Origin of the sequence: Gayadomonas joobiniege G7, from assembly GCF_000300815.1 — a bacterium.
In the GTDB taxonomy this organism is placed as follows: domain Bacteria; phylum Pseudomonadota; class Gammaproteobacteria; order Enterobacterales; family Alteromonadaceae; genus Catenovulum; species Catenovulum joobiniege.
Map to the genome: position 1 here is coordinate 654,168 of NZ_AMRX01000008.1, position 25,817 is coordinate 679,984.

Sequence of the window (25,817 nt, forward strand, 5' to 3'; positions counted from 1 at the left end):
GATTTAATCAAATATAAACAATCCATATTAAATATAAGTAGTAAATGTATGAATCTGTTAAGTCGGTTACAAATTAAAACCCGTATTATTCTTTTAGTATTTTTGCCGCTCCTAGTGATCCTATATTTTACCGTAGAGCGCTATCAAGTAGCGGATCAACAACTTAACAAGCTACAAGCATTAAATGTGTCATTAGAGTATGTTGAAGCAGTCTCACCTTTTATTGCATATTTACAGCAAGAATGGTTATCTACTAAAAGGTATTTAGGGCCCGGAAAGCCAGATAATCCTGCGGGTCTCGAGTTTAAAAAGGAAATGCTCCAACAACGCGAGTTAGTTGACAACGCATGGCAGAGATTTAAAAGTTTTACTGAAGTTAAAAAAACAGAACTAGCCGCATCTGCAGCGCTCAATCAAGATATTCAACAAATCCAAACAAGTTTACAATTTTTTCCCAAAGTACGCAGTTTGATAGACCAAAGGTTAAAAAGTTCTACGACAGTGTTAACCCCCGCTGGTGAAGTCACCTGGACTTTGATGGAGATTGAAAAGCTCATCGACTTATTTTTAAGCAGTACTCATCAGGTTGTATTACTCGCGGCTGAAAATAAGGACTTGGTTTTGTTGGCCAGTGCGTTTCAAAATTTAATTGAAGCGAAAAATACAGCTGCGTTTCAAATGGGCACGATAGAAACCGGAATCACAGGGCGTATTTTTCCGTATTTATACGGTGTTATAGTTAAATATGAAGCCCTTGAAAAAGACTTTATACAGCGTTTTTTAAGTTATGCGCCGGCACAAATTAAAGCCGAATATAATCGCCTAATTCGCGACACACAAGCGTTTATGACGGTTAATAAAGTTTATGAAAACCAGCGTCGAAATATCAAAGATAACTTGGGCCAACCAATTGAGATGGATATAAATGATTGGCTGAATGATGCGGAACAACTGGCTCAAGCATATAACCAATTATTAGCTCAACTGGTTATAAAAATTAAACAGCAAAAAAACAAACAAATGGCGGATGCCGAAGACAAAGTGTTTAATACGCTACTTGTTTTAGTCGTTTTAATTATCGCCCTATTGATTATTTCAAACACCATAATTACAAGTATAACCAAACCTTTAAATAAAATGGTGCAGACGTACCAAATGTTGGCTAAACACAGGGATATGAATATTCGTTTACCGGCATCAGGCAAAGATGAATTAGCGGCCGCCGCGATCGCGTTTAATCAGTTAATGGATAGTTTCAACCAAGCTATTTACGGTGTGATGACTCAATCCGATGCAATGAAACAGGCGAGTAGCCGCGTCGAGGCAGCGATGCAAACCTCTCTCAATTTATCAGAAAGCCAAAAATCATCAACGGATACTGTATCCGTAGCAATTAATCAGATGACAGCGACTATTGAAGAAGTTGCTGGCATGGCACAGTCGACTTCAGATACTGTGGTTCGTGTGCATGATACTTCAGTTAGCAGTGAAAATGATGCACAGTTAATGCAATCTGATATGCGGGCTTTAATCAGTGAATTAGACCACACGGCACAAACGGTTGACAATTTAAATCAGGAGGCCAGTCAAATCAGTAGTGTTTTAAATGTTATTCAGGCGATTTCTGAGCAGACTAATTTATTGGCTTTGAATGCTGCAATTGAAGCCGCGCGAGCTGGAGAGATGGGGCGTGGCTTTGCCGTGGTTGCTGATGAGGTACGCAGCTTGGCACAACGTACGCAAGATTCTACACAAGAAATTAGAAGCCAAATAGAGCGTTTGCAAAACGGTGCTGAATCTGCTGCTGATAATATGCGGGCACTCCAAAATCGAGGTGAAAATACGATTGAGATTGTTAGCCAAACGGCTGCGGCTTTTTCTACGTTAAAAAACCAAATGGATCAAATTACACAAATGGCACAGCAAATAGCGGTTGCTGCCGAGGAACAAACATCAGTATCGAATGAGATAAATCAACAAATTCACAGAATACGGGATGATGCCGATAGTATGCATCAACAAGCAACACAAACTCTTGAAGTCACCCATACGTTAACGGACGAAGGAAATAAACTGCAACAACATGTTAAACGCTTCAGATTAAATGAGAAAAATTAGCAAATTTTGACAAAAAAATATCACTGAATGACCCAATTCAAAAGTATATTAACAATTAATGGTTGTATGTTTACAATAAGCCATTAAACTTGGATGTTAACCAAGTATAAAATTATTGTTTTATAAGTGCTGAGAAGAGGGTCTGATGAGATTTTTACAATTTATTGGCAGTTGTTTGCTGATTATTTTTACATCAAGTGTGTTGGCTTTGGGGCCATCAAACCAGAGAGAAAGTGATTTTAACTTTGACTGGAAATTTACTTTAGTTGACAGTCGCAACTTGCCTGATCAAGTACCTTTAAATGATCAAGGTTGGCGCGACGTCAGGTTGCCTCATGATTGGAGCGTTGAAGCTTCGTTTGCAGAAAAGTGGGAAGGTGCAACCGGTTATTTGCCTGGCGGTGTTGGTATTTATCAAAAACATTTTAAAACCCCAGCGAACCCTAAAACAAAAAACACTTATGTGTTATTTGATGGTGTATACAATAATGCAACGTTCTGGTTAAACGGCCAACGACTAGGCGAAAATCCGTATGGATATTCGCCTGTATATTGGGATTTAACAAAATATTTAAACACTGACGGTAGCGACAATATATTAACTGTGCATGTTGACCATTCTCGTTATGTAGATAGCCGCTGGTATACAGGTAGTGGAATTTATCGAAATGTGACGTTAGTGACGACAGATAAACTTCATATTCCTATTTGGGGTACCTTTGTCACCACGCCTGAGGTAAATCCGCAGCAAGCCACCGTTAAAGTTGCTGTAGAAATTAATAATAGTGATCAAAAAGACAGAAATTTTGTTTTAGTTAACCACATCGTTAATGCCAAAGGCGAGCACGTTGCGAGTGTTGAAGATGACTATGAATTAGATGCGGGCGAACGTGAAACTTTTGAGCAGCAATTAAGTGTTGCAAAGCCTAACCTTTGGGATACACAAAACCCAAATATGTATCGTGTGCTCACACAAATTTATCAAGATGACACTTTAATTGATTCATATACAACATCTTTTGGTATTCGTGATATTAAATTTGAAGCGGGTAAAGGCTTTTTCTTAAATGGTAAACCGACCTTGATGAAAGGGGTTAGTTTACACCACGATGGTGGTTTAGTTGGCGCAGCAGTGCCTAAAGGCGTTTGGAAACGTCGTTTACAAAGTTTAAAAGACGCTGGCGTAAATGCGATTCGCACAGCGCACAACCCATTTTCGCAAGAGTTTTTAGACTTATGTGATGAGCTAGGGATTCTAGTGCAGAATGAGTTTTTTGATGAGTTTGATAACCCAAAAGACAAACGTTTAAACAAACATGATCGTCACGATGATTATATTTCTCGTGGCTACGACATGCATTTCCAAAAATGGGCCAAAAGTGATTTAACGCGCACCATGTTGCGAGATCGCAACCATCCGAGTGTCGTGCAATGGAGTATTGGTAACGAAATAGAGTGGACTTATTTAAACTATCGGTTTGTTACTGGTTATTGGACCCCGGATGCACCAGATAAAGATGGTAATTTTTGGGGCGGTTTACCAAAATATTCACCAGAAGAGCTTAAAAAGCGCTACGATGAAACCGAAAAAGGGCCCCATTTATTGCACGAAACCGCGCAAAAATTAGCAAAATGGACGCGTGAGTTAGATACCACACGACCCGTCACTACGAATATGATCATTCCACAAGTGAGCATGGTTACAGGTTATGCAGATGCAGTGGATATTGCAGGTTTTAGCTACCGAAATATTACCATCCCTTGGGCGCAAACTCATTTTCCGGATAAATTGATCACCATCAATGAAAACCCAGGTTTATGGGGTGACTGGTTGCAAGTACTAGAAAACCCTGGTGTGTTCAGCATATTCATGTGGACAGGCATCGACTATATGGGGGAACATCACAACAAGTGGCCTGAAAAAAGTGGTTGGGGCGATATCTTAGATTTAGCCGGTTTTAAACGCCAAGGTTGGAACTACTTTAAAAGCTATTGGGTGAATGAGCCACATTTATCGCTTGGGACGCTACCTTTAAAAGGCTCAGGGTTCAAAAAAGACGAACTGTCAAATAAAGCGATTCCGATCCAAAAAGATGTTAATGGTTGGGGTGGCAGTTTTAAACTGCGTGATTCTAATATGCATTGGGATTATAAAGAAGGTGACTTGGTTTTAGTCGAAGTCGCGTCGAATCATGCCACTGTCGAGCTTTTATTAAATGGCCGTTCGTTAGGCTATCGTAGTTTATCAGAAAGCGGCAATCGCATTGTGCGCTGGATAGTGCCATATGAGCCAGGTACATTAATGGCTAGGGCAGGCTTTGATGGCCAGCAGCAAGAGGTTGTTTTAGCTTCAACGAGTGAACCTGCTGCTTTAAAATTTACCTCTGATAAAGCCAATTTAACCGCAGATGCTTATGATGTGGCACATTTGGTGGTTCAACTGGTTGATGATAAAGGTCGTGCGATACGTACACAAGATCTTGATGTGACTTTTGAAATTGACGGTCCAGCTAAGTTACTCGGGGTGGATAACGGTGCCCCAGATAACATTCAAGATTTTCAGTCTAACAAGCTAACGACAGACAAAGGCCGAGCGCTCGCTATTATTCAATCGCTTAAAACGCCTGGCTTGATCACTATTACGGCCAGTGCAAAAGGTTTTGCGAAGCAGCGTATTACTATTGATAGTCAATAATTGTTCAAACCTCGTTTTAACGGGCGAGGGGTGTGCTGATTAAACAAAAAACGGCCAGTTTAAGCTGGCCGTTTTTTTGATTCTATTGCAAGCCTTATGCAGGCTGATAAGGCAGCGAAGATTGGTGTAAAATTATTTTTATTTTGCCGTCTTCACACTGTTTAAAGACAAAACTTTTGTTAACAAAAATGTGGCTGTCGTCGGCCCCAATAAAGTGCACATTACACTGTACTATGGCCAAGTCGCCGTGCAAAATAAAATCTTCTTTGCTGTACCAAACTTTAACCCAAGGTTTTAGTTTAAAGCCGTTGTCGTTTGGAAAGTCACTATCACCGCCGACAAAATAGGATAAAGCCCCTTCTTTAGTTGAACGGAAAGTCTGTTGACCGAATGTCAAAGTTGGCTTAAAAAGCACTTTGCCATTGTCGTAATCATAATGTTCAGACAAAACTTTAAGTGAAAATGCACGGGCATCACCACCTTCGGCATGAAGTTTGCCGACTTTCACGACATTATCACACCAGGTTTGTAGGGATTCATGCACCATTTTTTCGTTAAACATTGAAGAACCTCTTTTAAATATGTTTTGTTATAACATATCATCTATGGTTGGCAAAAACAAAAGTATCCTTGGAATTCATCAATAAAGTTAGTCTTGCTGAATATATGTGATAAAAGGCTGGATTTATTTTAGATAATGTTTTACTTTTGTTGCTTTAATAGTGTCATTTATGTAGGGTAAAAAGGTCAGTGTCATGTTTAGATTGTTTACGTATCTCTATTTGATCGCTCATTTATTCGCTGGCGTTGCGCAAGCTCAAAAACAGCCCAACTTTGTTTGGTTAACGTCGGAAGACAACCATAAAAAGTTTATACACTTATATAACCCAGCGGGCGTTAAAATGACGAGTTTAGATAGACTGGCTGGCCAGTCTATTATTTTTGATAATGCATTTTCTAATGCACCTGTATGTTCGGTTGCGCGCAGTACATTAGCTTTGGGCAGCTACGCGCCAAAAAACGGTGTGCATAATCATCGTGCGTTTAAACCCGTTGCGACAGACTTAGCAACTATTTATCAGATATTTAAAAAACAGGGTTATTACACAGTCAATGACAATAAAGAAGACTTTAACTTTACCTCCAATACAGGCGAGCAGTGGGATCAAATCGGCCGTGGTGCAGATTGGTCTGGGCGCGCAACCGGTCAGCCATTTTTTTATATTAATAATACGAATCTAACACACGAGCAGCAGATGCTGTTCGATGAATCAGAAAAGACGACTAAACCTGTACCTGATTTACCAAAAAATTTTCAATTACCGGCGTATTTACCAGATACACTACTTATGCGTTATAGCTATGCACGGTATTATCAACAACATAAATTGTTAGATAAACACCTAAACCGAGTTTTAGACAAGTTAGCAGCCGAAAATTTATTAAAAGATACCTTTGTCTTTTATTTTTCTGACCACGGTGGTGTTCTGCCCGGCAGCAAGGGCTATAGCCGTGAAGTTGGTTTGCAAATACCCTTAGTGGTTTATGTGCCTGAAAACTTTAAGCATTTACTTAGTCCGTCGCTGCAAAAAAAACTTGGCAAACGGGTAGCTGGTTTTGTCAGTTTTGTTGATTTTTTACCAACCATGGCAAAATTAGCCGGTTTTAAACTTTCACAAAGTACTGATGGAACGCCATTTTTGGGTCAAGATGTCTCATTGACCGAACTTGAGTCACGGCAAACTGTGATTTCATATGCTGATCGTTTTGGCGATAAAATGGATCATATTCGGACGCTGCGCAAAGGGCAGTTAAAATATGTGCGTAATTTTAAACCTTACCGCGCAGATGGCATCAATCAAGGCTATCGGTTTAAACAAGCTGCGCTGAGTGAGTGGCGTGATTTATTTCATGCAAATAAGCTCAATCCAGAACAAGCCCAATTTTTTACCGCCAAACCAGCCGAAGCTTTGTATGACTTAGCCAAGGATCCGGACGAAATAAACAATTTAATAAACGCCCCCGAATATCAAAAACCACTGCAAGAGATGCGTCAGCAATTGGCTCAAAGTTTAAAAGAATGGCCTGATTTAGCCTTTCTGCCAGAATATTTGCTGACTAAAAACGCAGATAATTGGCGCCATTATGGTCTTGAACAGCAATCGAAAATTGTACAAGCAATAAACATAGCTCAGTTGCAATTAGAAGATTTTTCACGTGTTCACCGCAAACTAAATAAAGCCATTAAAAGCGGTGACTATCTAAGTCAGTATTGGGCGCTGCAAACTATGTTAGGCTTTGCGGAGCAAGGCCACAAGGTGAGTAAAAAAATTGATTTACTGAGTTTAGAGAAAAATACCGCAGATACTCTTTTACAGGCCATGGTATTAGCGATTAGGCAACAAGAGAAACCCGAAATTACTTTTTATCAAACGCGACTAAATCAGTTACTTACACAAGAATCGGATGCTATAAAAGCGATTCAAATACTCAATATTGCAACTTATTTAAATGATCAGCACCAATTAAAAGCAGCGTTAGATATCCCACTCGATGCCTATCAAGCCGCCTGTAAAAACGAATCCTATTGCAAATATTTAATTCGCTACCTTAAAAATCAAGCGGCTTATTTGATAGAGTAGATAAAAACATATATTTAAATATGAATTTATTTGTTGACTGTGTTGCATTAATAGTTACAATCAGGTTATTAATGAATTGTGAATGGGTTGTGCTGTTTTATGATAAAATTAATTAAGTTAGCCGCTGTTGTTATGGGTTTACTGACAAGCCAAATGGCTAGCGCTGCTAGTCCTGATTTTGAAATCAGTTTTGGTAAGGTTGCAAAAAAGTCTGTTTTTAAAAGTGATCAATACAGTATATGGGGCGGGTCTGTCGTTAAAGGCGATGACAATAAGTATCATATGTTATATGCGCGCTGGCCAAAAGGGATAGGTTGGGAGTGGGTGACTTATTCTGAAATCGCCCACGCAGTTGCCGATTCACCATTTGGGCCGTTTAAACACCAGAGTGTTGTGCTTGAACAACGCGGCAGCCAATATTGGGATGGTAAAACGACCCATAACCCAACAGTCCATCAATTTAATGGTAAATATTATCTCTATTATATGGGAACAACTGGCGACATGGAGATAGTCAGTAAACCGGGCAAACCCAAACTTAATTGGATGCATCGTAACAACCAACGCATTGGGGTGGCTGTTGCGGACAAGCCATCAGGGCCTTGGCAGCGCTTTGATCAGCCTGTGATAGATATTAGTCGTGATGATAAAGCCCTAGACGCTCTAATGACCTCTAATCCGGCTATTACTGAAAAACCAGACGGCGGCTATTTAGCAGTTTATAAAGCCGTTGGCAAAACCTATCCCTTGCCAGGCGGTGGTCCAGTTGTTCATATGGTCGCTGAAGCAGATTCACCAAGCGGGCCATTTAAAAAACACCCTCAACCTATTTTCACCGAAAAAGGTGTGCGCTTTCCGGCTGAAGATCCTTATATTTGGTATCAAGATGGGCGATATCGAGCGATCGTTAAAAAAATTGATCATCCTGAAGGCGGTGGTCGGGTATTCTCTTTGGTGCATTACGATTCAGAAAACGGCATCGATTGGCAGCCAGGTAAATATTTCAAAGTATCTGATTTAGTCATTAATTGGGAAGATGGAAGCCAGTTAAAACTCGATCACTTAGAGCGTCCACAAGTTTATTTGGAAGACGGAAAGCCGGTAGCCATTATGTTGGCAGCCGATACCAAAGATAATAACAATGTTCGCCATTCATTCAATGTGCAAATACCCTTATCGATTAAAAAGCATTATTAAAAGGATAACTTAACAGGGCTCTATGGCATGAACAAAACGATTGTTAAATGGCTAAGCTGCTTTGTTTTGTGCAACGCAGCCACCGGGTTTGCCAGCGAACGGCCGAACATTTTATTTATCATGTCGGACGATCACGCTTATCAAGCGATCAGTGCGTATGGTTCTGATTTAATTGAAACGCCCAATATTGATCGCATCGCTAAAGAAGGTATTTTGTTTACCAGAGCAACCGTCACTAACTCTATCTGTGCGCCGTCTAGGGCTACAATTTTAACCGGCAAACACAGTCACATGAATGGCAAAATCGATAACCGAACACCCTTTGACGATAGTCAAACAACATTTCCTCAGATCTTTCAGCAAAATGGTTATCAAACCGCTATGTTTGGTAAATTGCATTTTGGCAATAATCCAAAGGGTGTTGATGATTTTATGATTCTGCCGGGGCAGGGTGAATACATAAATCCAGATTTTATTACCCCTCAGGGCCGAGTTAACAAACAAGGATATGTTACCGATATAATTACCGATGAAACGCTAAATTGGTTAAAATACAAACGCAATAAAACAAAACCTTTTATGCTCGCTTATTTGCATAAAGCACCGCATCGTTCTTGGTGGCCGAGGGCGGATAAATTCGCCGAGTTTTATCAAAAAGAATATCCGTTGCCCGAAACGCTATTTGATGATTATAAAACCCGAGGCACGGCCGCTAAATCAGCCGAGATGACGATTAGTGAGTATATGTTGCCGTCTAAAGATGTAAAAGTTGATCCTGCGCTGTTTCCATTCAGCTATGAACCCTATGTTGATTTAAAACAAAATAGTCGTATTTACAAACGCCAGTATCTGGATCGTGCCACCCCTAAACAAAAAGCTGAATATGCCAAAGTGTTGCGACAGATCACCTCAGATTATTTACATAATTGGCCTAAAATGACTGCTCGTGAGCGAACAATATGGAAGTATCAACGTTATATGCAAGATTATATGGCCACTATTGCATCGGTTGATGAAAATATAGGTCGTGTTTTAGATTATCTTGAACAAGCCGGACTGAGTGACAATACCTTAGTTGTTTATACCTCGGATCAAGGATTTTATTTAGGCGAGCATGGTTGGTATGACAAACGTTTTGCCTATCAAGAATCAATGCGAACACCGTTAATGATGCGCTGGCCTGCAAAAATTAAAAGCGGCCAAACATCGGGCGAGTTGGTGCAAAACTTAGATTTTGCACAAACGTTTTTAGATATTGCAGGGATTGATGCCCCCACTGACATGCAAGGACAAAGTTTTAAACCTTTATTAACGGGGAATGCGCATAAATGGAAAAGGGACGGTGTTTATTATCATTATTACGAATACCCCGGCCCACATGCGGTTAAACGTCATTATGCGATTGCAACCAAAAGATTCAAGCTTATTCACTTTTACCAAGATGTTGATGAATGGGAGCTATATGACTTGCAACAAGATCCGCAAGAGCTCAATAACTTGTATGTTAATCCAGCTTATCAAAATAAGGTTAAACAACTGAAATGGCAATTACGGGCGTTGCAAAAAAAGTATGCCGATAATTCATGGGTGCAGTAAGTTAATGCGACGCAAAAAGCCCTTCTACATTAATATCAAAGTTTAGGTAAACCTATGAATAAAAAGTTAATGATTTTTCTCTACCTTTGCTTGCTCTGTTTTAGCCAAATAGTGAACGCAAAATCCATGAGTTTAAACGGTGATTGGCAATTTAATACCTTTTTAGGCGATGGATCAGCCTACCGCCAGATTAGCGTACAAGCACAAGATATTGTAATTGATAATTCACAAACAAATTTAGTTAAAGCGCACGGTAATTGGAAACTGCGCACTGAGCCAGAGCGTGACAGTCAGCAATGGGGACAAGATTATTTAAAGTTTAATTATTGGCAAGCCAGTCGTGACATTCGGGTAGAGTTTAACTATCCAAACATTAAACCAGGCTATTACGAACATTTTGTATTTTACCCATTTGGTGCCAATTTAAATATGCGCTACAGCGTACATCATGCCAACGGCGTGGATGAACACTATATTAGTCAGCGCAACAAAACTGGCCAATGGGTTAGCTTAGGAATTTATCAAATAGACGATCCAGCGAAAAGCCGTATTCTCGTTTCTAGTAATGCCTCTCAGCCTGGTGTGGCTGATGCTGTAATGTTACGGCCAGTCAGCGCTGAGGCTTGGCATCAAGCTCAACAGAAAAAAGCAATGGTGATGCAACCAAGCTTTGATGATAGCCAGTGGCATAGATTAACTGTGCCAGGCCATTGGGGGATGTTAAATCAATACAGCAGTTATACAGGTAAAGGTTGGTATCGAAAACAAGTGTTTTTAGACTCTGATTGGCAAGCAGAAAAAAATGAACGTATTTGGTTGCAGTTTGATGGGGTTTATCACCTAGCTAAGGTTTATTTAAATGGCCAATATATTGGCCAGCATAGAGGTGGTTTTACGCCATTTGAATTTGACGTAACTGAACATATCAAAGCTGGCCAACAAAACCTGTTGGCGGTTCAGGCCGATAATAGCAAAATTGTTGGGGCGACATGGAATTGGGGAGGCATCATTCGAGATGTTAATTTGCGTAAAACGAAAGATACCCGAATTACCTATCAGTACATACACGCAGAGCCGGATTTAAACAAAGGAGATGCGGATTTAACGTTAAAAATGCGGGTAAAAAATTACGCTGATGAAGTCAAAAGTTTAACGTTGAAAGCCGATGTATTGCGCGCATCTGATACGCCTCTAACGCAAATGAAAACTTCTATAAAGTTAGCTGCAAATAGTGAAAAGACCATTGTTTTAAAAAGCAAACTTACGCCTGAACAAGTGGCCCTATGGCATTTTGACCGACCGAATTTATACCAACTGAGTAGCCAAGTCTTTGAAAATGAGAAGCTACTCAGTCAACGCACTGATAGATTTGGTATCCGTAAAGTGGAATTGACTGACTCGCAAATGTTGTTAAATGGCGAAGCTGTGAGAATTGGTGGTTTTAACCGCATCAGCGATCACAGATATTGGGGATCTAGCGAGGCGTTAGAACTACTAAAACAAGACATACGTTTAATGAAAGATGCTGGCGCTAACTTTATGCGTATTATGCATGGGACCCAGAATAAAAAACTGATTGAGTTATGTGATGAAAATGGCATCTTAATTTTTGAAGAAGTAAATGTGCGCACCTTAACCAACCCGGAGTTTCAAGCCCCGGATTATGAGGTTAACCGCCAATGGCTACGTGAAATGATCGAAAGAGACATCAATCACCCCAGCATTATAGGTTGGAGTGTCGGCAACGAATTAAAAGATCATTATCGATATGCTCAGCAAATGATTGCTTACGTTAAAAATGAATTAGATCCGCATCGTCTGGTCACTAACGTCAGTAATACCGGATACCGAGATGGAGATTCTGCGGACAATGATCCTTTGGGGTTTAGCGATTTAATGATGCAAAACATCTACCAAAAAGATCCTGAAAGAGTCGTCACCACTCTTGCCGAGCGGTGGCCTAATCGTCCGTTATTTATCTCAGAGTACGGATTAGGTCGTTTCACGACACCTTCGTTAGATAACGATTATCCTAATTTTGCCAGTTGGCATGAGATGATTAGGGGACGCAATACCCATGTCATCGGCACCTCTATATGGTCATTTAACGACTACCGCAGTGGCTATTCGCAAACACTTGAAGAAGACAATAGAGCTTGGGGTCTTGTCAATGCGTGGCGACAAAAACGTCGCGCCTACAAAAGGGTACAAGCCGAGATGAGCCCGTTAAAGGCCGTCAAAATGCTTAATTTCAATCTAGCCGAGAAGCAAGCCGAAGTGGTGTTAGATCCCCGCAATGCCGATGACTATCCAGCTTATCGGATGCAGGATTACCGTCTGCATTGGCAGCTTGTTAATCAGCGGGGCGAGCTATTAGAAGCCTATCAACAAAAGCTGCCTACTTTGTCGCCCGCGAGTAAAGATTTGCATCGTAAATTAAGTTGGCAAACTGAAAAAGCAGAGATTTTTGCTTTACAGCTGCAAATAAAATCCAGTAATGGTTTTATTCGATATCAGGATAGCTGGCCAATTAAAGCGCCACTATCACCTAAGATAGTCGAAGTAGAAACTTCAAATAACCAGATACGTGTGCATCTCGCCCCGCAAGCGGATGCAAGCGAATTTCAATTAAATTACCGAATATTGGGCGGAGAATGGCAGCAAACCGAACAAACGATAGACCCTATTATCACGATCAACAATGTTGAAAAAGGGGCTCAATATCAACTCAAAGCCAACGCTATCAATGACTATGCGAGTACCGCGGCTAAGCAATTGCAAACAGTCACCGCAAAAGGCGCGCAACTGGCTCCGAGGATATGGTTTCAAATGATTAGAGATAAGCGTTTGATCATTGGTTTTACTGGCCATATCAGCGACCAACAATATCAATTAGAGTATGGGCTTGATCCAAACCAGTTCACACACTCAGAACGCCTTTATGCTAGAGGTATGATAACCGCTGAGTTAGCTGATATGCGTGGCGTTATTTATTATCGATTGCGCAGAGTCACTGAACAAGGAACCAGTCAATGGAGCTCAATTAAACAAATCAAACATCTATGAGGCTGTAAGTCGATAACCTCAGCTGGCTCGGTTTTTATTAGCACAAGCTAAGCTGAAAAATTGTCTGTGTTTAGATAAAAATTTGTAAATAGATTGAATAATAATATTTTGTTGCTATTATAGATTTAATTATATGGTAAACAATTTACATAAATAGTTGTAATAATAACAAGAGGGCAGACTGTGGGGATTATCGACCTGAGCGTCATAGGTATTTTTACCTTGTTAGTTTTAGGCTGCGGCATGAGTTTTTCAAATGCCGGTAAAAATATGAAGTCATTCTTTTCGGCAGGTGGTGCTTTACCTTGGTGGATGAGCGGTTTGTCTTTGTATATGAGCTTTTTTTCATCTGGTACTTTTGTTGTTTGGGGATCAATTGCTTATACATCAGGTTGGGTCGCAGTTACGATCCAATGGACCATGTGTTTGGCCGGTTTTATTATTGGCTTTTTTATTGCGCCGCGTTGGCAAAAAACACGCGTGGTGACTGCCGCCGAATTTATTCGTATTCGTTTAGGTGGTCGTTATCAAAAAATATACGCCAGTATTTTTTTAGCTATTTCTGTACTCTCAACCGGCGCGTTTTTATACCCAGTTGCCAAATTGTTAGAAGTTTCAACGGGTGCCCCTTTGGCAACCACCATTATTGTCTTAGGCATTATTATTTTAGCTTATACCGCGGTTGGCGGTTTATGGGCAGTAATCGTAACCGATATTTTGCAATTTGTGGTTCTGGCTGCAGCCGTGATTATCGTGGTTCCTTTGTCGCTTGATTTAATCGGTGGTATCGGCAATTTTGTTGAAAAAGCACCAGAAGGCTTTTTTAACCTAGTTAATGATGAATACACTTGGGCGTTTATTTTTGCATTTGGTTTATATAATTTATTCTTCATTGCTGGCAACTGGGCCTATGTGCAGCGTTATACCAGTGTGGGCAGTGAAAAAGATGCCAAAAAGGTTGGCTGGTTATTTGGTGGTTTATATACCATAAGCCCTGTTATTTGGATGTTAGCCCCTATGATATACCGAGCTTTATACCCAGACTTAGAGGGGTTAGCTGATGAAGGTGCTTACCTAATGATGTGTAAAGAAGTTTTACCTGTTGGCATGATGGGTTTAATGTTAGGCGGGATGATTTTTGCAACCTCTAGTTCAATTAATACCTCATTAAATATTGCTGCGGGTGTGATAACCAATGACGTATTTAAGCAGTTAAAACCTAATGCAAGCCAAGCGCAATTGGTTAAAGTTGGACGAATAGCCACTATTCTATTAGGGTTTGTCACCATAGTTGTGGCTTTATTAGTCCCTAATTTAGGTGGCATTGTTGAAGTGGTTATGAGCCTAGCCGCATTAACAGGTGGTGCATTGTTTTTGCCACCGATTTGGCTGTTATTTTCAAAATATCAAACTGGACAAAGTATTTTAACCACTTCGTTAGTGACCTTAGCGCTAAACGGATATTTTAAATTTGTTAGCCCTGCATTGTTTGATTTTTCGTTAACTCGAGCACAAGAAATGATGTTAGGGGTATTAGCGCCGGTTATTATTTTGACTATTTTTGAAATTTTTCTGCGAGCCAAAGGCAAAGAATCACCCCAGTATCAGAACTTAGTGCAGTTCCGCCTTGATAAAGCCAATGAAGACGCAACGGTCGAAGTGCAACAAGAAGCCAGTAACGAAAATAAAAAAGGTATCCGCGTTATTGGTACCGGCGTTGCTGCAACGGGTTGCATCATGTTGGTTTTGACTTTGTTTGCTGATAAAGGTGTCATGATAGTAGCGCTAATGGGGGCATTTATTTTAGCAATTGGCAGCCTAATTTTAATAAAAAACAAACCGGCCAAGCGGGTTGAAGGGAGTTTGTAAAATGACAAAAACAACTCAAAGTGCGGGTTATCCTTGGGATATTCCCCAAACAAAGCCGCAGCGTAAATTAAGTGCGGCAATGGAGCGCCTGTACGATAACTATTTAACACCGCGTCCAGAAGATAACCCCTTATCTACTGCGTTTAAATATACCCGTTTATCCGGGTTTGATTATAACGGCGATAACGGCACAGTTAGCCGTCGAGATCCCTCTAAAATTATTAAACATCAAGGACGTTATTATGTTTGGTATACCAAAAGGGATACGCAGACCCCTCCAAGAGGTGCGCAGCATTGTTCTGAAACCATACCATCAACCGATTGGGACTTAGCAGAAATCTGGTATGCAACCAGCGAAGACGGATTTCATTGGCAAGAGCAGGGCGTTGCAGTGGCCCGCCCACCAGCGCCTGAGGTCGGCTGTCGCTCGGTATCGACACCCGATATATTATCTTGGCAAGGAAAATATTATCTATACTATCAGGCTTTTAACGAACCTAGTGGTTTAAAAGGCGACCATTGCCCTGTCACCATGTCTTTTGCCGATTCACCAGAGGGTCCGTGGCAAGCGTGTGGAAAAGTTGTGGTTGAGAATGGTGCGCCAGGGGAGTGGGATCAGTTTTCGATTCATGATCCTTATTTATTGGTTTATCAAAACAAGATCCATCTATATTACAAAGCGGCTTATGGCGATAGACCCGATTATTTGGTTGGCAATGGCGTTGCCATAGCCGACAGCCCATTTGGACCCTTTAACAAACATCCGTTAAATCCAATTTTAAACTCTGGCCATGAAACGGCTTATTTTAAATTTAGGCAAGGTATTGCTGCTTTAGTCACCCGAAACGGGAACGAGCATAGCAGTATTCAGTATGCAAATGATGGTGTGAATTTTGAGTTGGCATCGGTCAGTGCGTTAATGCCAGTGGCAGCCGGCGCATTTGTACCGGATGCTTTTATAAACACGGATAGCGGGTTAGGTATTAATTGGGGACTTTCTCATTTTTCTGACAAAAAAGACCCGAGCACTAAACACAGTTTTTTAGGACGTTTTGACTGTAATTTATTGGCAGATCCTAGCAGTCAAGGGTTAGCCAAAAGTGAGTTAAAAGAAACCGATTTAGTGATAGATCCTGACGTATTTTTTAGTCAAAGTTTAACGCCAGCTCAGCTGGCTCAACGATCAAAAAACTTCTAAGAGACAACACGAATATGAAACAAACGATAGCGGCATCAGCAGCGCTTATTTTTTTATTTGGTTGCCAAAACCAGCCACAAGCAAATACAACACAAAATTATCAACCACAAGTTGATGATAATAAGTTCAATCCAAGTCAGTGGCAACTAGCTTGGCAAGATGAATTTGATGGTCCCGACGCTGAATTAGAACAAGTTTGGGATGTGCAAAATAGTCCAAGTGGACACATCTTATCCAGCCGGTGGCGTGAAAACGTAAAAGTAGGAGACGGGGTTTTATATTTACAGAACCGAAAAGAAAAACGGGGCGGTCAAGATTGGACTTCTGGCAGTATTCGAACAAAAGAACAGTTTGGATACGGCTATTACGAAGCTAGATACAAATATGCAGCATCGAACGGCACCAATAACTCTTTTTGGTTAATGACCTACCCATTAAACCAAGAGATTAAAAAAGGTAAAAAGTTCGAGATAGACATTAACGAAGGACATTACCCAAACGAAGTAAATACTAATATTCATAACTGGAGTGATATTACCACTCGACCTGATGGTCGAAAAACGCACCCGAGCGATAGCCGAACAAAGAGTTATGGCGCCAAACCTGAATATAAGTTTCCGCTCGAAATTCCGGTGACTACACAAAAGATACGTTTTATTTCAAATGACTTAAATTATGTTCATTTGCGTGATTTTAGTGTTTATGGCCTTGGCGGGGCAGTAAAAGGGAAAAACCTTGCTTTAGATAAGCAAGTAAGGATTTTAACGAGTGGCCAGCGCAACGCTAAATTCAAAGCACAAAATATGCTGGGCCCTAACAGTGCAAGCTGGACATCTCAGCTAAAAGGCGATAAGTGGGTTGTTTTAGAATGGCCAGAAGAAAAAACCATCGAAGAGATTCATTTTGCTAATGGCTGGAGTAAAAACAATAAAGGTTGGGCTGGTTTAACGCAGAATTTTAAATTGCAATATTATAAAAATGGGCAATGGCATGATGTTGCCAGCTTAGATGTTGAAAATGACGTTAACTTTGCCGACGAGTACCATACTTGGGGGTTGGAGTGGAACGAGCAAGAGATTGTATTTTATTTTGACGGCAAAGAGATACGCCGAGAAAAAAATGAGTTTGCACATAGCCCATCACCGATTTGGTTAAGTTTAGCAATCATCAAATGGGACGGACCAGTAACAGATAAAATTAATGGTACCAGCATGAAAGTGGATTATGTGCGTTATTATAAAAAAGTAGCGGACGCTAAATAAACTAAGTTTTATAGACGGAAACAGAATTCAAACGTTGACCCTACTGCCTCGCCCGTTCAGGGCGAGGTGATTGCATTTAATAACTCAGAATATGATCTAATCTTTTGGTGACTATTGTCCCTTGTTTATATAATCATCCAACCATTGTCAAATAAAAATATATATAAAGTTTTATTTTTATATTTAAATGGTCAATGGTTTCATATACTCTTAGCATTTATTAACTCTTTTAATAAAAGAGCACCTATGAAACAGATATTAATATTTTTAATTGGTTTATTTTCGACAACTTGTGTCGTAGCAAAACCTATGAATGTTATTTTAATCATGGCTGACGACATCAGCGCCAGAGAATTCCCCGTTTACCAGTCGAATAAATGGTATGGAGATCGTCGGGCAAAAACACCTGTGTTGGATAAGATAGCCAATGAGGGTGGAAACTTTATAGAAACCGTCTGGGCCAGTACAATTTGCAAGCCGAGCCGTGTACAAATAATGAATGGTACATACGCGCACCAGAATAAATATTGGGATAACAGCCATATGGGTGTTAACAGTCATACTCAATATGTCGCGTATCAAAGTGCGCCAATCACACTAGGAAATATGAGTCGAGAAGCTGGTTACGCAAATATTTGGGTATCTAAAACCCATAATACGGATGGCGCGGATACCTTGAGTATGGGATTTAATGAAGGCGTTTTCAGCCCTGCCGAAACCAAACGTGCTGGCTGGAATCCTTTTGGAACCCCGAACGAAAATCCATATAAAATTTTCACCACAGCCGACCCAAAACACTGGGACCATAAATCTTTTTACTGGTGGCCTGAAATTCAGCTAATTAACCATCCAGATCACCCAGCTGAACCCTATAAATATGTAAAAACATCGCTAAATGATTATGCGCCTGATCTTGAATTAGAATATATTTTTGATTTTATCGAACGTTCAAAAGCAGCTGGGAAGCCATTTTTTGTTTATTATACGCCACATCTGGGACACACTGCGCGTGATCCTGCAGTAGAAGGCAATCCAACACTTTGGGTTCCTACGCCTGAAATTTCGTATAACCAAGAAGAAGGTGAGTTTGGCACTTATACCCGAGCAGACGCAAAATATATTCTTCAAGCTGACGGCACTTATAAAGCAATCAATATAACCCCGCCCGGAATTAGCTATCATTTAGAGTATTTGGACTACCAAATATGGCAATATCTGAACAAATTAAAAAAAATGGGCGAACTTGATAATACGGTTATCATATTTACCGCCGACAACGCCACACAGGGGTGGGGCAAAGCTTCAATTCATCGTCAGAAAGGCCCTCATGTACCTATGATTATTTACGCGCCTGGGGTTAAGGGGTTACTTGAAGGGCGACAAAATATCCAAGCGGATTTAACCGATGTATTGCCAACGCTTGCGGATATTATGGGTTATCAATTTCCTCAAGGGTATGACAAGCTTGATGGCAAAAGTATCTGGCCTTATTTAACGGGAAAAACTGATAAACATAGAGACTACATTTATGCAATGCGCCTTGATGCACAAATGATCCGCAACGACAAGGTGTTAAGAGATGGCCATGGTATTTGGTATGATGCCACAGAGACGCCAACAGATTACGACAGTTTTATAAAAATTAAGGATCTGCCTGACGGCGAGCATAAGACTCAGTTGCTGGCAGAAAAAGCAAAACTTGAACCCCTGTTAGCTCAATACGATTTGTACAATACAAGTTCCGAAGCGCCATTGCCGCCGCTCGATAGCGATGGTGATGCTTTATCAGATGCGTTTGAAAGCAAATATTCAGTTTCAGATCCCTATGCAGATCCTGACGGTGACGGCGTGAATAACTTTCATGAGTTTGTATTTGGAACTAATCCAAATGATGCCACTTCACCAACGCCCCTACAGAAACCTCATTTAATTGACGTTAGCGATGCGCAAGGTGAATATATTGGGCTTGCGTTTCAGCGCAATGAGGCACTGGGTTACGATTATTTTTTCATCATTGAAGGGACAAGCGATGGTAAAACATGGCAAACTGACGGTGTCATCCAACAGTATAGCTTTTCATCGAACGGCGATGGCACCGCGAGCGTCATTGCTAGAGTTGCTGCTGACAAAAGCAAAGCGCTGATAAAAGATTTACGCCTCAAGATTAAAAAACCAAAAAAACGCAAACCACGGAAATATAAAAATTTGTTAAAATAGGCCCTATGGAAGGGAATATCCGACAATGAAATCTAATTAAGGACGTAACAGCGCTCGAGCCGCGCCCATTATCGGCTCTACTTCGAGCATGGGAAAAGCCATTGCCTCAAAGCTCGTTGAAGATGGATTTATTGTTGTTTTTCACTCTCTAAAATGGGTTCATTAGGGGGAAAGATTGGCGCAAAGTGTGCACCAAGGGCAGCACATACAAGCTGATTTATCTGAGCAAACGCAAGCTAAATAGCTAACATCAACTGTACTAGATCGTTATGGCCGTTTGTTCTAGTTATTAGTGTTTTCTCAAGCTTTTTGTAAGGCAGCATATGTATCAATTATTAGCTAATTACAACCGTCAAATGAACGAAAAAATATATAGGGCTGCTTTAAATTTGCCCGAATCCGAAGTGTGCATGGATCGAGGGGCGTTTTTCGGTTCAATATTTGATACGCTTAATCACATTTACGTTGGTGATTTAGTCTGGTTAAAGCGGTTTTCCCAAGGAAACTTAGGGCTGAAGTCGCTTCTCCCTATGGCTGATTTACCGCAGCCGATTGGTTTGAGCGCTAGAATGGCTGATTCTCTTGCTGAGTTAAGTGAACATAGAGGCAAACTTGATCAGATCATTATTGAATTTGTAAATGAATTACGCCCCGAAATGTTAACTCGTAAGCTGGTATATCAGAACACTAAAGGGGTGGAATTTGAAAAAGACTTCGCTGCTCTTGTTTTACATATGTTTAACCATCAAACTCATCATAGGGGGCAAGTAACGACGCTATTGAATCAAATTGGTATTGATGTGGGTGTGACCGATTTGCTGGAGTGTATCCCTTAGCTTAAACATAAGTCTAAGTTAAAAACTCCAATATCGCGGCGGTAAATTTTTCAGGGGCATCCTGGGGTAACCAGTGAGAAGCGCCGTCAATGGCTTTAAATATTGCCGTTGGGATCTCACTGGCAAGCTGTTTACCATCCTCTGACTTTTGCCAAGAGTCGTCCATGCCCCAAAGAATCAGGGTCGGGGCACTAATGCTCCCGTGACGGTCGACTAACGCCATTGTCTGGTTCGCGTTTAATGCGGCGGCATTGCGAATTAAACTAAGTTTGCCTTCTTCACTCGCCCAAGGCGCTATGATGCCTTCTCTAAAGTATTGGCTTAATCTGTCTGGGCGAGACAAGCCCGCAGCTAAGCTTTCTTCTAGGGCGGTGACCAAATCAGCGACCGAACGATTTTTCCAGCGTATTGGATGGCCAAAGTCTAACATGTCATCATCAAATCTGTCGTAACAAACTGAGTTTGTGATCACCAAAGCTTGTATTAAATGCGGATGTTCAATCGCTAACATTAAAGCCACCGCACCGCCTGTGTCATGGCCGACTAAATTCACTTTGGGTATATCCAAAATTTCAAGCAAGGCAATAATCATACTCGCTTGGTCTTTAAATGAACGATCAAAACAGTCTCTTTTATCAGACCAACCGTGGCCTAAAAAGTCAGGTGCGATAACGCGATAACCGTCGGCGACAAAGGCATCAATAACAGCATGATATAAAAATCCCCAAGTTGGGATACCATGCATCAATAACAGAGTTCCTTTTTCAGCAACCCCTTTATCTAGGTAGCGCACAGTTAACGGGATATGAGCGACTGTACCCGCTGCTAATTGCACAGATTTTTGTGCAGCCGCAAAGTGTTGCCACTGGCTTAAGTCTGATTCCATTGATCTTTTTCCTCTGTTCAGCAGATAGTAATAATAAGTTCATATTCTTTAATTATCAAAAATATTTTGAAACTGATTACAAAGCTGGCTAGCAGATGATTGCCGCGTCAACTTGTATGATCGTTCAAATACTAACATAACTAACGTATTCATGATGAAAAAATTATTAGCTATATTTTTTATATTTGTTTTAGTCCCTAACCTAGTTAAAGCGGGCGATCACGCTGCTTCTGCTGCGTATATTCAAGGTGAAGGAGATGTACAGGGCATTAAACTGGCCTATCAATATTATCCAGATTATCAAATTGAAGCTTTGCCTTTGCTTGAACTCTATTTTGAAACCAGTATCAATTTTTGGCGCTACAATGATCCAGTAGAAACCGACGGCAATGCTGTGATAGCCTTTTCGCCAGCTATCCTATATCCGTTGGGTACAGTATTTAATCACAATGTTGAACTTGAGTTTGGAATAGGTTTAAGTTTATTAGACGACACCAAATTTGCTGGTAAAGATGTTAGTACACATTACCAGTTTGAAGATCGAATTGGTTTTGTCACCAAGTTTGGTAAAGACAATAAACAGAGTGTATCACTGCGCTATTTGCACTATTCGAACGGTGGTTTTAAAAGCCCTAACCCTGGATTAGACTTTATTTCTTTAACGTATGCTGAGCGTTTTTAGTTTTAGCTTGATTCAACTTATGTATTCGTAGCCCGAGCGCACGCATTATGTCCCGCCACGAAATAATGCCAACGGCGCTATTGTGATTATCAACGACTGGTATGCAGGAGACACCATATTCGTTAAACATAAAAATGGCGTCTTGTACTAATGCATTTTCTGAAATAACAACTGGATCTCTGTGCATAATTTGATGAGCTTTTTTATTTAACGAAGATAAGTCTTTCGCCGTTTCTGCTGCGGTACCTATATTAGGGCTGAGTGATTTTAAAAGATCGCGGTCAGATATCACACCCAAAAGTTTTGCATTTTCTATGACTAATAAGTGATGAAACTTTGTATTGTCAAAAATATCCTTAATAGTGCTAAGGGGATCGTCTAATTTAACAGACACCAAGCGTGTGCTCATTAATGATTTGAGTTTCATGGTGGGTTTATCTTTTTTACAACTTTAAAAGCAGTAGCTTATTAAATACTTTTAGATTAAACAAGCTATCTTAATTGTGCCAGATCAAGGCATGAAAAAATAGAAAGTGAAAAGCAAAAAAGAGACTGTTTAAAAGATAAACAGTCTCTTTAAAGGGTTATTTTATGTGTGTTTTTAAATGCGTGATCACAGGTTTTAACTGATTATGCTGTGAAAGTTTAAATTCTACACTATAGCTATAACCGGCTGGTAAGCTGGTTACGTCAATGCTGGCTGGTTTTTTTTCTACCACACGAACAAAACCAGATTTTTGCTGATAGGTTTCTTTAATGTTTGCAAATTCCGTCCATTGATCAATTTTTCCATCGTTATCAATATCAACACCCGCTCTGGCCTGCACTCCGTCTATCCAAGGGCCATCACTTATATAGTCGTTACCGGCTCGTTGCACTAACAAATAAAACTTGCCTTCAGCAAAACCGACTGTTGGGTCAGGGTGGAAACCAGCGCCTACTTCACCGTCCCAGACAAATTGTTTGTTAATATTGTCGCTGCGCCAACGACCTACACGCATGCTTTTACTTTTATCGGCTGGGTCGTAATCACAAAATAGATAATAGTGATCGCCGACTTTAATAAGCGTGTAATCGCCAAACGCATCTTGAGGTCCCTGATGTTCTTGATAAACATAAGGATACGGATCTTTACCAAATTCCATTTGGTTCGGGTGTGGTTTATACGGAAGTATTTTTCCAGTCGGAGTTGTTCTTACATCAATCGGTGGCTCGTATTCATGAGGTTCAAAGCCATTGATGCCGTCAGGACTGTCAGCATGACCCGCTAAGGGCGAATCCCATGCATGTTTACTCGGGTCTACTGGACTCCAGTCTTCGTAAATTAAATGAAAATTACCATCGTCATTTCTAAAAATGGCCATATCCGAGCCATGAGTTGGATCTTCAAATACCTTGCCAACCACCTTGCCTTGTTTTCCGTCAGTTAAGTCATCATCGATAATTAAATGCGGATCTTCATCATTCGGTTTATCAAAATAGATATAAAATTGGCCGTCTTTGTACTCGGCAGATGTGACCCAACGATTATCGTGGGTAGAGATAGGTCCATGATGAGTCCAATCTTTCATGTTGGTACTATGCCAAGCATGGTAACCAGTTTTGGGTGATTTAGCATAGCGCGCGAGCAGCCAATAATTTCCATCACTCACTGGCACGAACACAGGGGCGTCTTTTGCTTCTGCGGGTACAATTTTGTCAACCGCTTGCCAATTGTCCCAGACTGGCAGCTGCTCAACTTCTATGTTGGCAAGTTTCACCGGCTTGCGGCCTTGAAAAACTTTTGCGGTAAATTGGCCACTATCTGCCGTTAAACGGATTTGGTTTCCATTAATATCAATTCCTTCTTGCTGAGTAATTTCACCCCAGCTAAGTGATGCGGTTTGACTGTTTGGATTTTCGGTGGTCGCACATCCGTTGAGAATGGTGGCAAGCATCATGGTGCTAAGTGTTTTTTTCATTTGTTATCCTTATCATTTAACGACATTTAATGAACGTAAAGGCCAGTCGTCAGTTCTAAATGGCGCAACGGGTAACTCACCTTTGTCATATAAGTTCACGACAGGGTTATCTTCCCAGCCGTAGCGAACGGCGACAGGATTTTTAACTTGCTCAGAAAAAACTTGGACTTTGTTTTTTCCGATTATTTTTGCATCAGCTTTGACAAATTGTTGATCGTCGCCAGCAATATAAAAACCATCAACTTTCCAAGTATCTTGACTGTAGAGCTTTTTAGTCACATTTTTAAAGCTAACAATGGCTTTGTCGCCGTCAATTTTTAATTCGTCGAATCTCGGGCTGTCGGCGGTTAAATTAAAACCATACACTTTTGCGAGCGGATGACGAACTAAACGGTCTGCAACATCCTGTTTGTTCGTTGGGTGTATATTCCGCCCTTCACCGAGATCAATCGCAATCGCTTCTCCGGTGTTTGGCACGCTTAATGTCATGCTTTGTGCTTCTCGTAGTTCAGCCCAATCACTGTATTCTGAAGGCGTGTCCTGTTCAGCTCTAAAGTCCGCTAATTGCACCCAATAAAATGGGAAATCACCCTGACCCCAGCGCTCACGCCAAGTATTTATAAGCAGCGGAAATAATGAACGGTATTGATAACCACGGTTCCCATTGGCTTCACCTTGATACCAGATCACGCCACGAATACCATACCCGACCGTTGGATTGACCACACCATTAAAAATATTGGCTGGGCGTTTACCACCAGAAATGGGATCTTTAGGTTTATCAACACGGCTTTCTGCGGGACGGCCTGCTTTATTCCATGCATTAAAAGCTTTCAGCTGCTGTTGATAAGTTGCTGGATCAAAATCAGCTGTGAGTTGATCCCAATGTGATAACATCGGCTCGTATTCACCACTGTTATCTAAGGCGTCGCGTGGGATCCAGGCTTCGATTGGTGTGCCGCCCCAAGAGTTTTTAATTAAACCAACAGGAACACCAAGTGCGTGGTGAAGGCGGCGACCATAAAAATAACAAATTGCAGAAAAATCGCGAATACTACTTGGTGAGACGGTTTCCCATTTTGCATCAATATCAAACTGCGGGGTATCAATACCCACTCGTGGGACTTTCATAATACGAATGTCTGAGTAATTTGCAGTTAAAGTTTCTACTGCGGGATGGTTAGAATCCTTTACTCGCCATTCCATGTTTGATTGCCCCGAGCACATCCAAACCTCGCCAACCAATACATCTTTTATCTCTATCGAATTTTGCGCCTGAACTTTAATATTGTAGGGCCCCCCGGCCGGCATTTTGGCTAACTTAACACGCCAGTTACCGTCTGCATCGGCTTTGGTTTTATAGGTTTGATCTGCAAGTGAGATACGGATCGATTCGCCCGGGCTGGCTTTACCCCAAATCGGATTTTCCTGTTTTTGTTGCAACACCATTTTATCAGCAAAGACGCTTGGCAGAGAGACCTCTGCTTGTGCTTGCGTGCAATACATTAAAGTAGATGTCAATGACCACAAAGCTAATTTGTTCATGGATTAGTTCCCTAGCAGTTTGTTCAATAAAATTAATTTAGTATTAC

The 25,817-nt window shown here is 40.8% G+C and carries 17 protein-coding genes; 12 read left to right on the forward strand and 5 right to left on the reverse strand.

Annotated features, from left to right (window positions below; translation table 11 throughout):
- Positions 1-48: 48 nt before the first annotated feature.
- Positions 49-2,118 (forward strand): methyl-accepting chemotaxis protein, encoded by a 2,070-nt coding sequence (locus C727_RS0117290; protein ID WP_017446925.1) that lies wholly within the window; start codon positions 49-51, stop codon positions 2,116-2,118.
- 145 nt (positions 2,119-2,263) lie between these two features.
- Entirely contained in the window at positions 2,264-4,813 is a 2,550-nt protein-coding gene (locus C727_RS0117295) for a glycoside hydrolase family 2 TIM barrel-domain containing protein (protein WP_017446926.1), read from the forward strand.
- 94 nt (positions 4,814-4,907) lie between these two features.
- On the opposite strand, the gene C727_RS0117300 is transcribed toward C727_RS0117295, so the two are convergent.
- On the reverse strand, positions 4,908-5,375 hold the full coding sequence (locus C727_RS0117300; RefSeq protein WP_017446927.1) for a hypothetical protein: 468 nt from the start codon (positions 5,373-5,375) through the stop codon (positions 4,908-4,910).
- 193 nt (positions 5,376-5,568) lie between these two features.
- Here C727_RS0117300 and C727_RS18870 point away from each other — a divergent pair, with 193 nt between their 5' ends.
- From C727_RS18870 to C727_RS0117345, 9 genes are all read left to right on the forward strand, one after another.
- Complete coding sequence (locus tag C727_RS18870) at positions 5,569-7,455, forward strand: sulfatase family protein (RefSeq protein ID WP_017446928.1); 1,887 nt, start codon at positions 5,569-5,571, stop codon at positions 7,453-7,455.
- Positions 7,456-7,554: 99 nt separating this feature from the next.
- On the forward strand, positions 7,555-8,652 hold the full coding sequence (locus tag C727_RS0117310; protein WP_017446929.1) for a glycoside hydrolase family protein: 1,098 nt from the start codon (positions 7,555-7,557) through the stop codon (positions 8,650-8,652).
- A 27-nt stretch (positions 8,653-8,679) separates the two neighbouring features.
- Positions 8,680-10,248, forward strand: coding sequence for a sulfatase family protein (locus C727_RS18875; protein WP_017446930.1), 1,569 nt, complete (start codon positions 8,680-8,682; stop codon positions 10,246-10,248).
- 54 nt (positions 10,249-10,302) lie between these two features.
- Positions 10,303-13,314 carry a glycoside hydrolase family 2 TIM barrel-domain containing protein gene (locus C727_RS0117320; protein WP_155949299.1) on the forward strand — a complete coding sequence of 1,004 codons (3,012 nt, stop codon included), beginning with the start codon at positions 10,303-10,305 and terminating at the stop codon, positions 13,312-13,314.
- Between the two features lie 183 nt (positions 13,315-13,497).
- Positions 13,498-15,183: a sodium:solute symporter family protein gene (locus C727_RS0117325; RefSeq protein WP_017446932.1), complete on the forward strand. Its 1,686-nt coding sequence runs from the start codon at positions 13,498-13,500 to the stop codon at positions 15,181-15,183.
- 1 nt (position 15,184) lies between these two features.
- Positions 15,185-16,381, forward strand: a complete 1,197-nt coding sequence (locus tag C727_RS0117330; RefSeq protein WP_017446933.1) for a glycoside hydrolase family 117 protein — start codon at positions 15,185-15,187, stop codon at positions 16,379-16,381.
- A gap of 14 nt (positions 16,382-16,395) precedes the next feature.
- Positions 16,396-17,643 (forward strand): glycoside hydrolase family 16 protein, encoded by a 1,248-nt coding sequence (locus C727_RS0117335; protein WP_017446934.1) that lies wholly within the window; start codon positions 16,396-16,398, stop codon positions 17,641-17,643.
- Between the two features lie 246 nt (positions 17,644-17,889).
- Positions 17,890-19,860 carry a sulfatase-like hydrolase/transferase gene (locus C727_RS0117340; protein WP_155949300.1) on the forward strand — a complete coding sequence of 657 codons (1,971 nt, stop codon included), beginning with the start codon at positions 17,890-17,892 and terminating at the stop codon, positions 19,858-19,860.
- A 323-nt stretch (positions 19,861-20,183) separates the two neighbouring features.
- Complete coding sequence (locus tag C727_RS0117345; protein WP_017446936.1) at positions 20,184-20,696, forward strand: DinB family protein; 513 nt, start codon at positions 20,184-20,186, stop codon at positions 20,694-20,696.
- A 13-nt stretch (positions 20,697-20,709) separates the two neighbouring features.
- On the opposite strand, the gene C727_RS0117350 is transcribed toward C727_RS0117345, so the two are convergent.
- On the reverse strand, positions 20,710-21,582 hold the full coding sequence (locus C727_RS0117350) for an alpha/beta fold hydrolase (RefSeq protein WP_017446937.1): 873 nt from the start codon (positions 21,580-21,582) through the stop codon (positions 20,710-20,712).
- Between the two features lie 154 nt (positions 21,583-21,736).
- Here C727_RS0117350 and C727_RS0117355 point away from each other — a divergent pair, with 154 nt between their 5' ends.
- Positions 21,737-22,264 carry an acyloxyacyl hydrolase gene (locus tag C727_RS0117355; protein WP_017446938.1) on the forward strand — a complete coding sequence of 176 codons (528 nt, stop codon included), beginning with the start codon at positions 21,737-21,739 and terminating at the stop codon, positions 22,262-22,264.
- Here the strand turns inward: C727_RS0117355 and C727_RS0117360 are convergent.
- The 3 genes from C727_RS0117360 to C727_RS0117370 form a co-directional block, all read right to left on the reverse strand.
- Entirely contained in the window at positions 22,233-22,691 is a 459-nt protein-coding gene (locus tag C727_RS0117360) for a CBS domain-containing protein (RefSeq protein ID WP_017446939.1), read from the reverse strand. The two genes, C727_RS0117355 and C727_RS0117360, sit on opposite strands and share 32 nt — an antisense overlap.
- Positions 22,692-22,848: 157 nt before the next feature.
- On the reverse strand, positions 22,849-24,225 hold the full coding sequence (locus C727_RS18880; protein ID WP_017446940.1) for a glycoside hydrolase family protein: 1,377 nt from the start codon (positions 24,223-24,225) through the stop codon (positions 22,849-22,851).
- 12 nt (positions 24,226-24,237) lie between these two features.
- Positions 24,238-25,770, reverse strand: coding sequence for a sialate O-acetylesterase (locus tag C727_RS0117370; RefSeq protein ID WP_017446941.1), 1,533 nt, complete (start codon positions 25,768-25,770; stop codon positions 24,238-24,240).
- Positions 25,771-25,817: the final 47 nt, after the last annotated feature.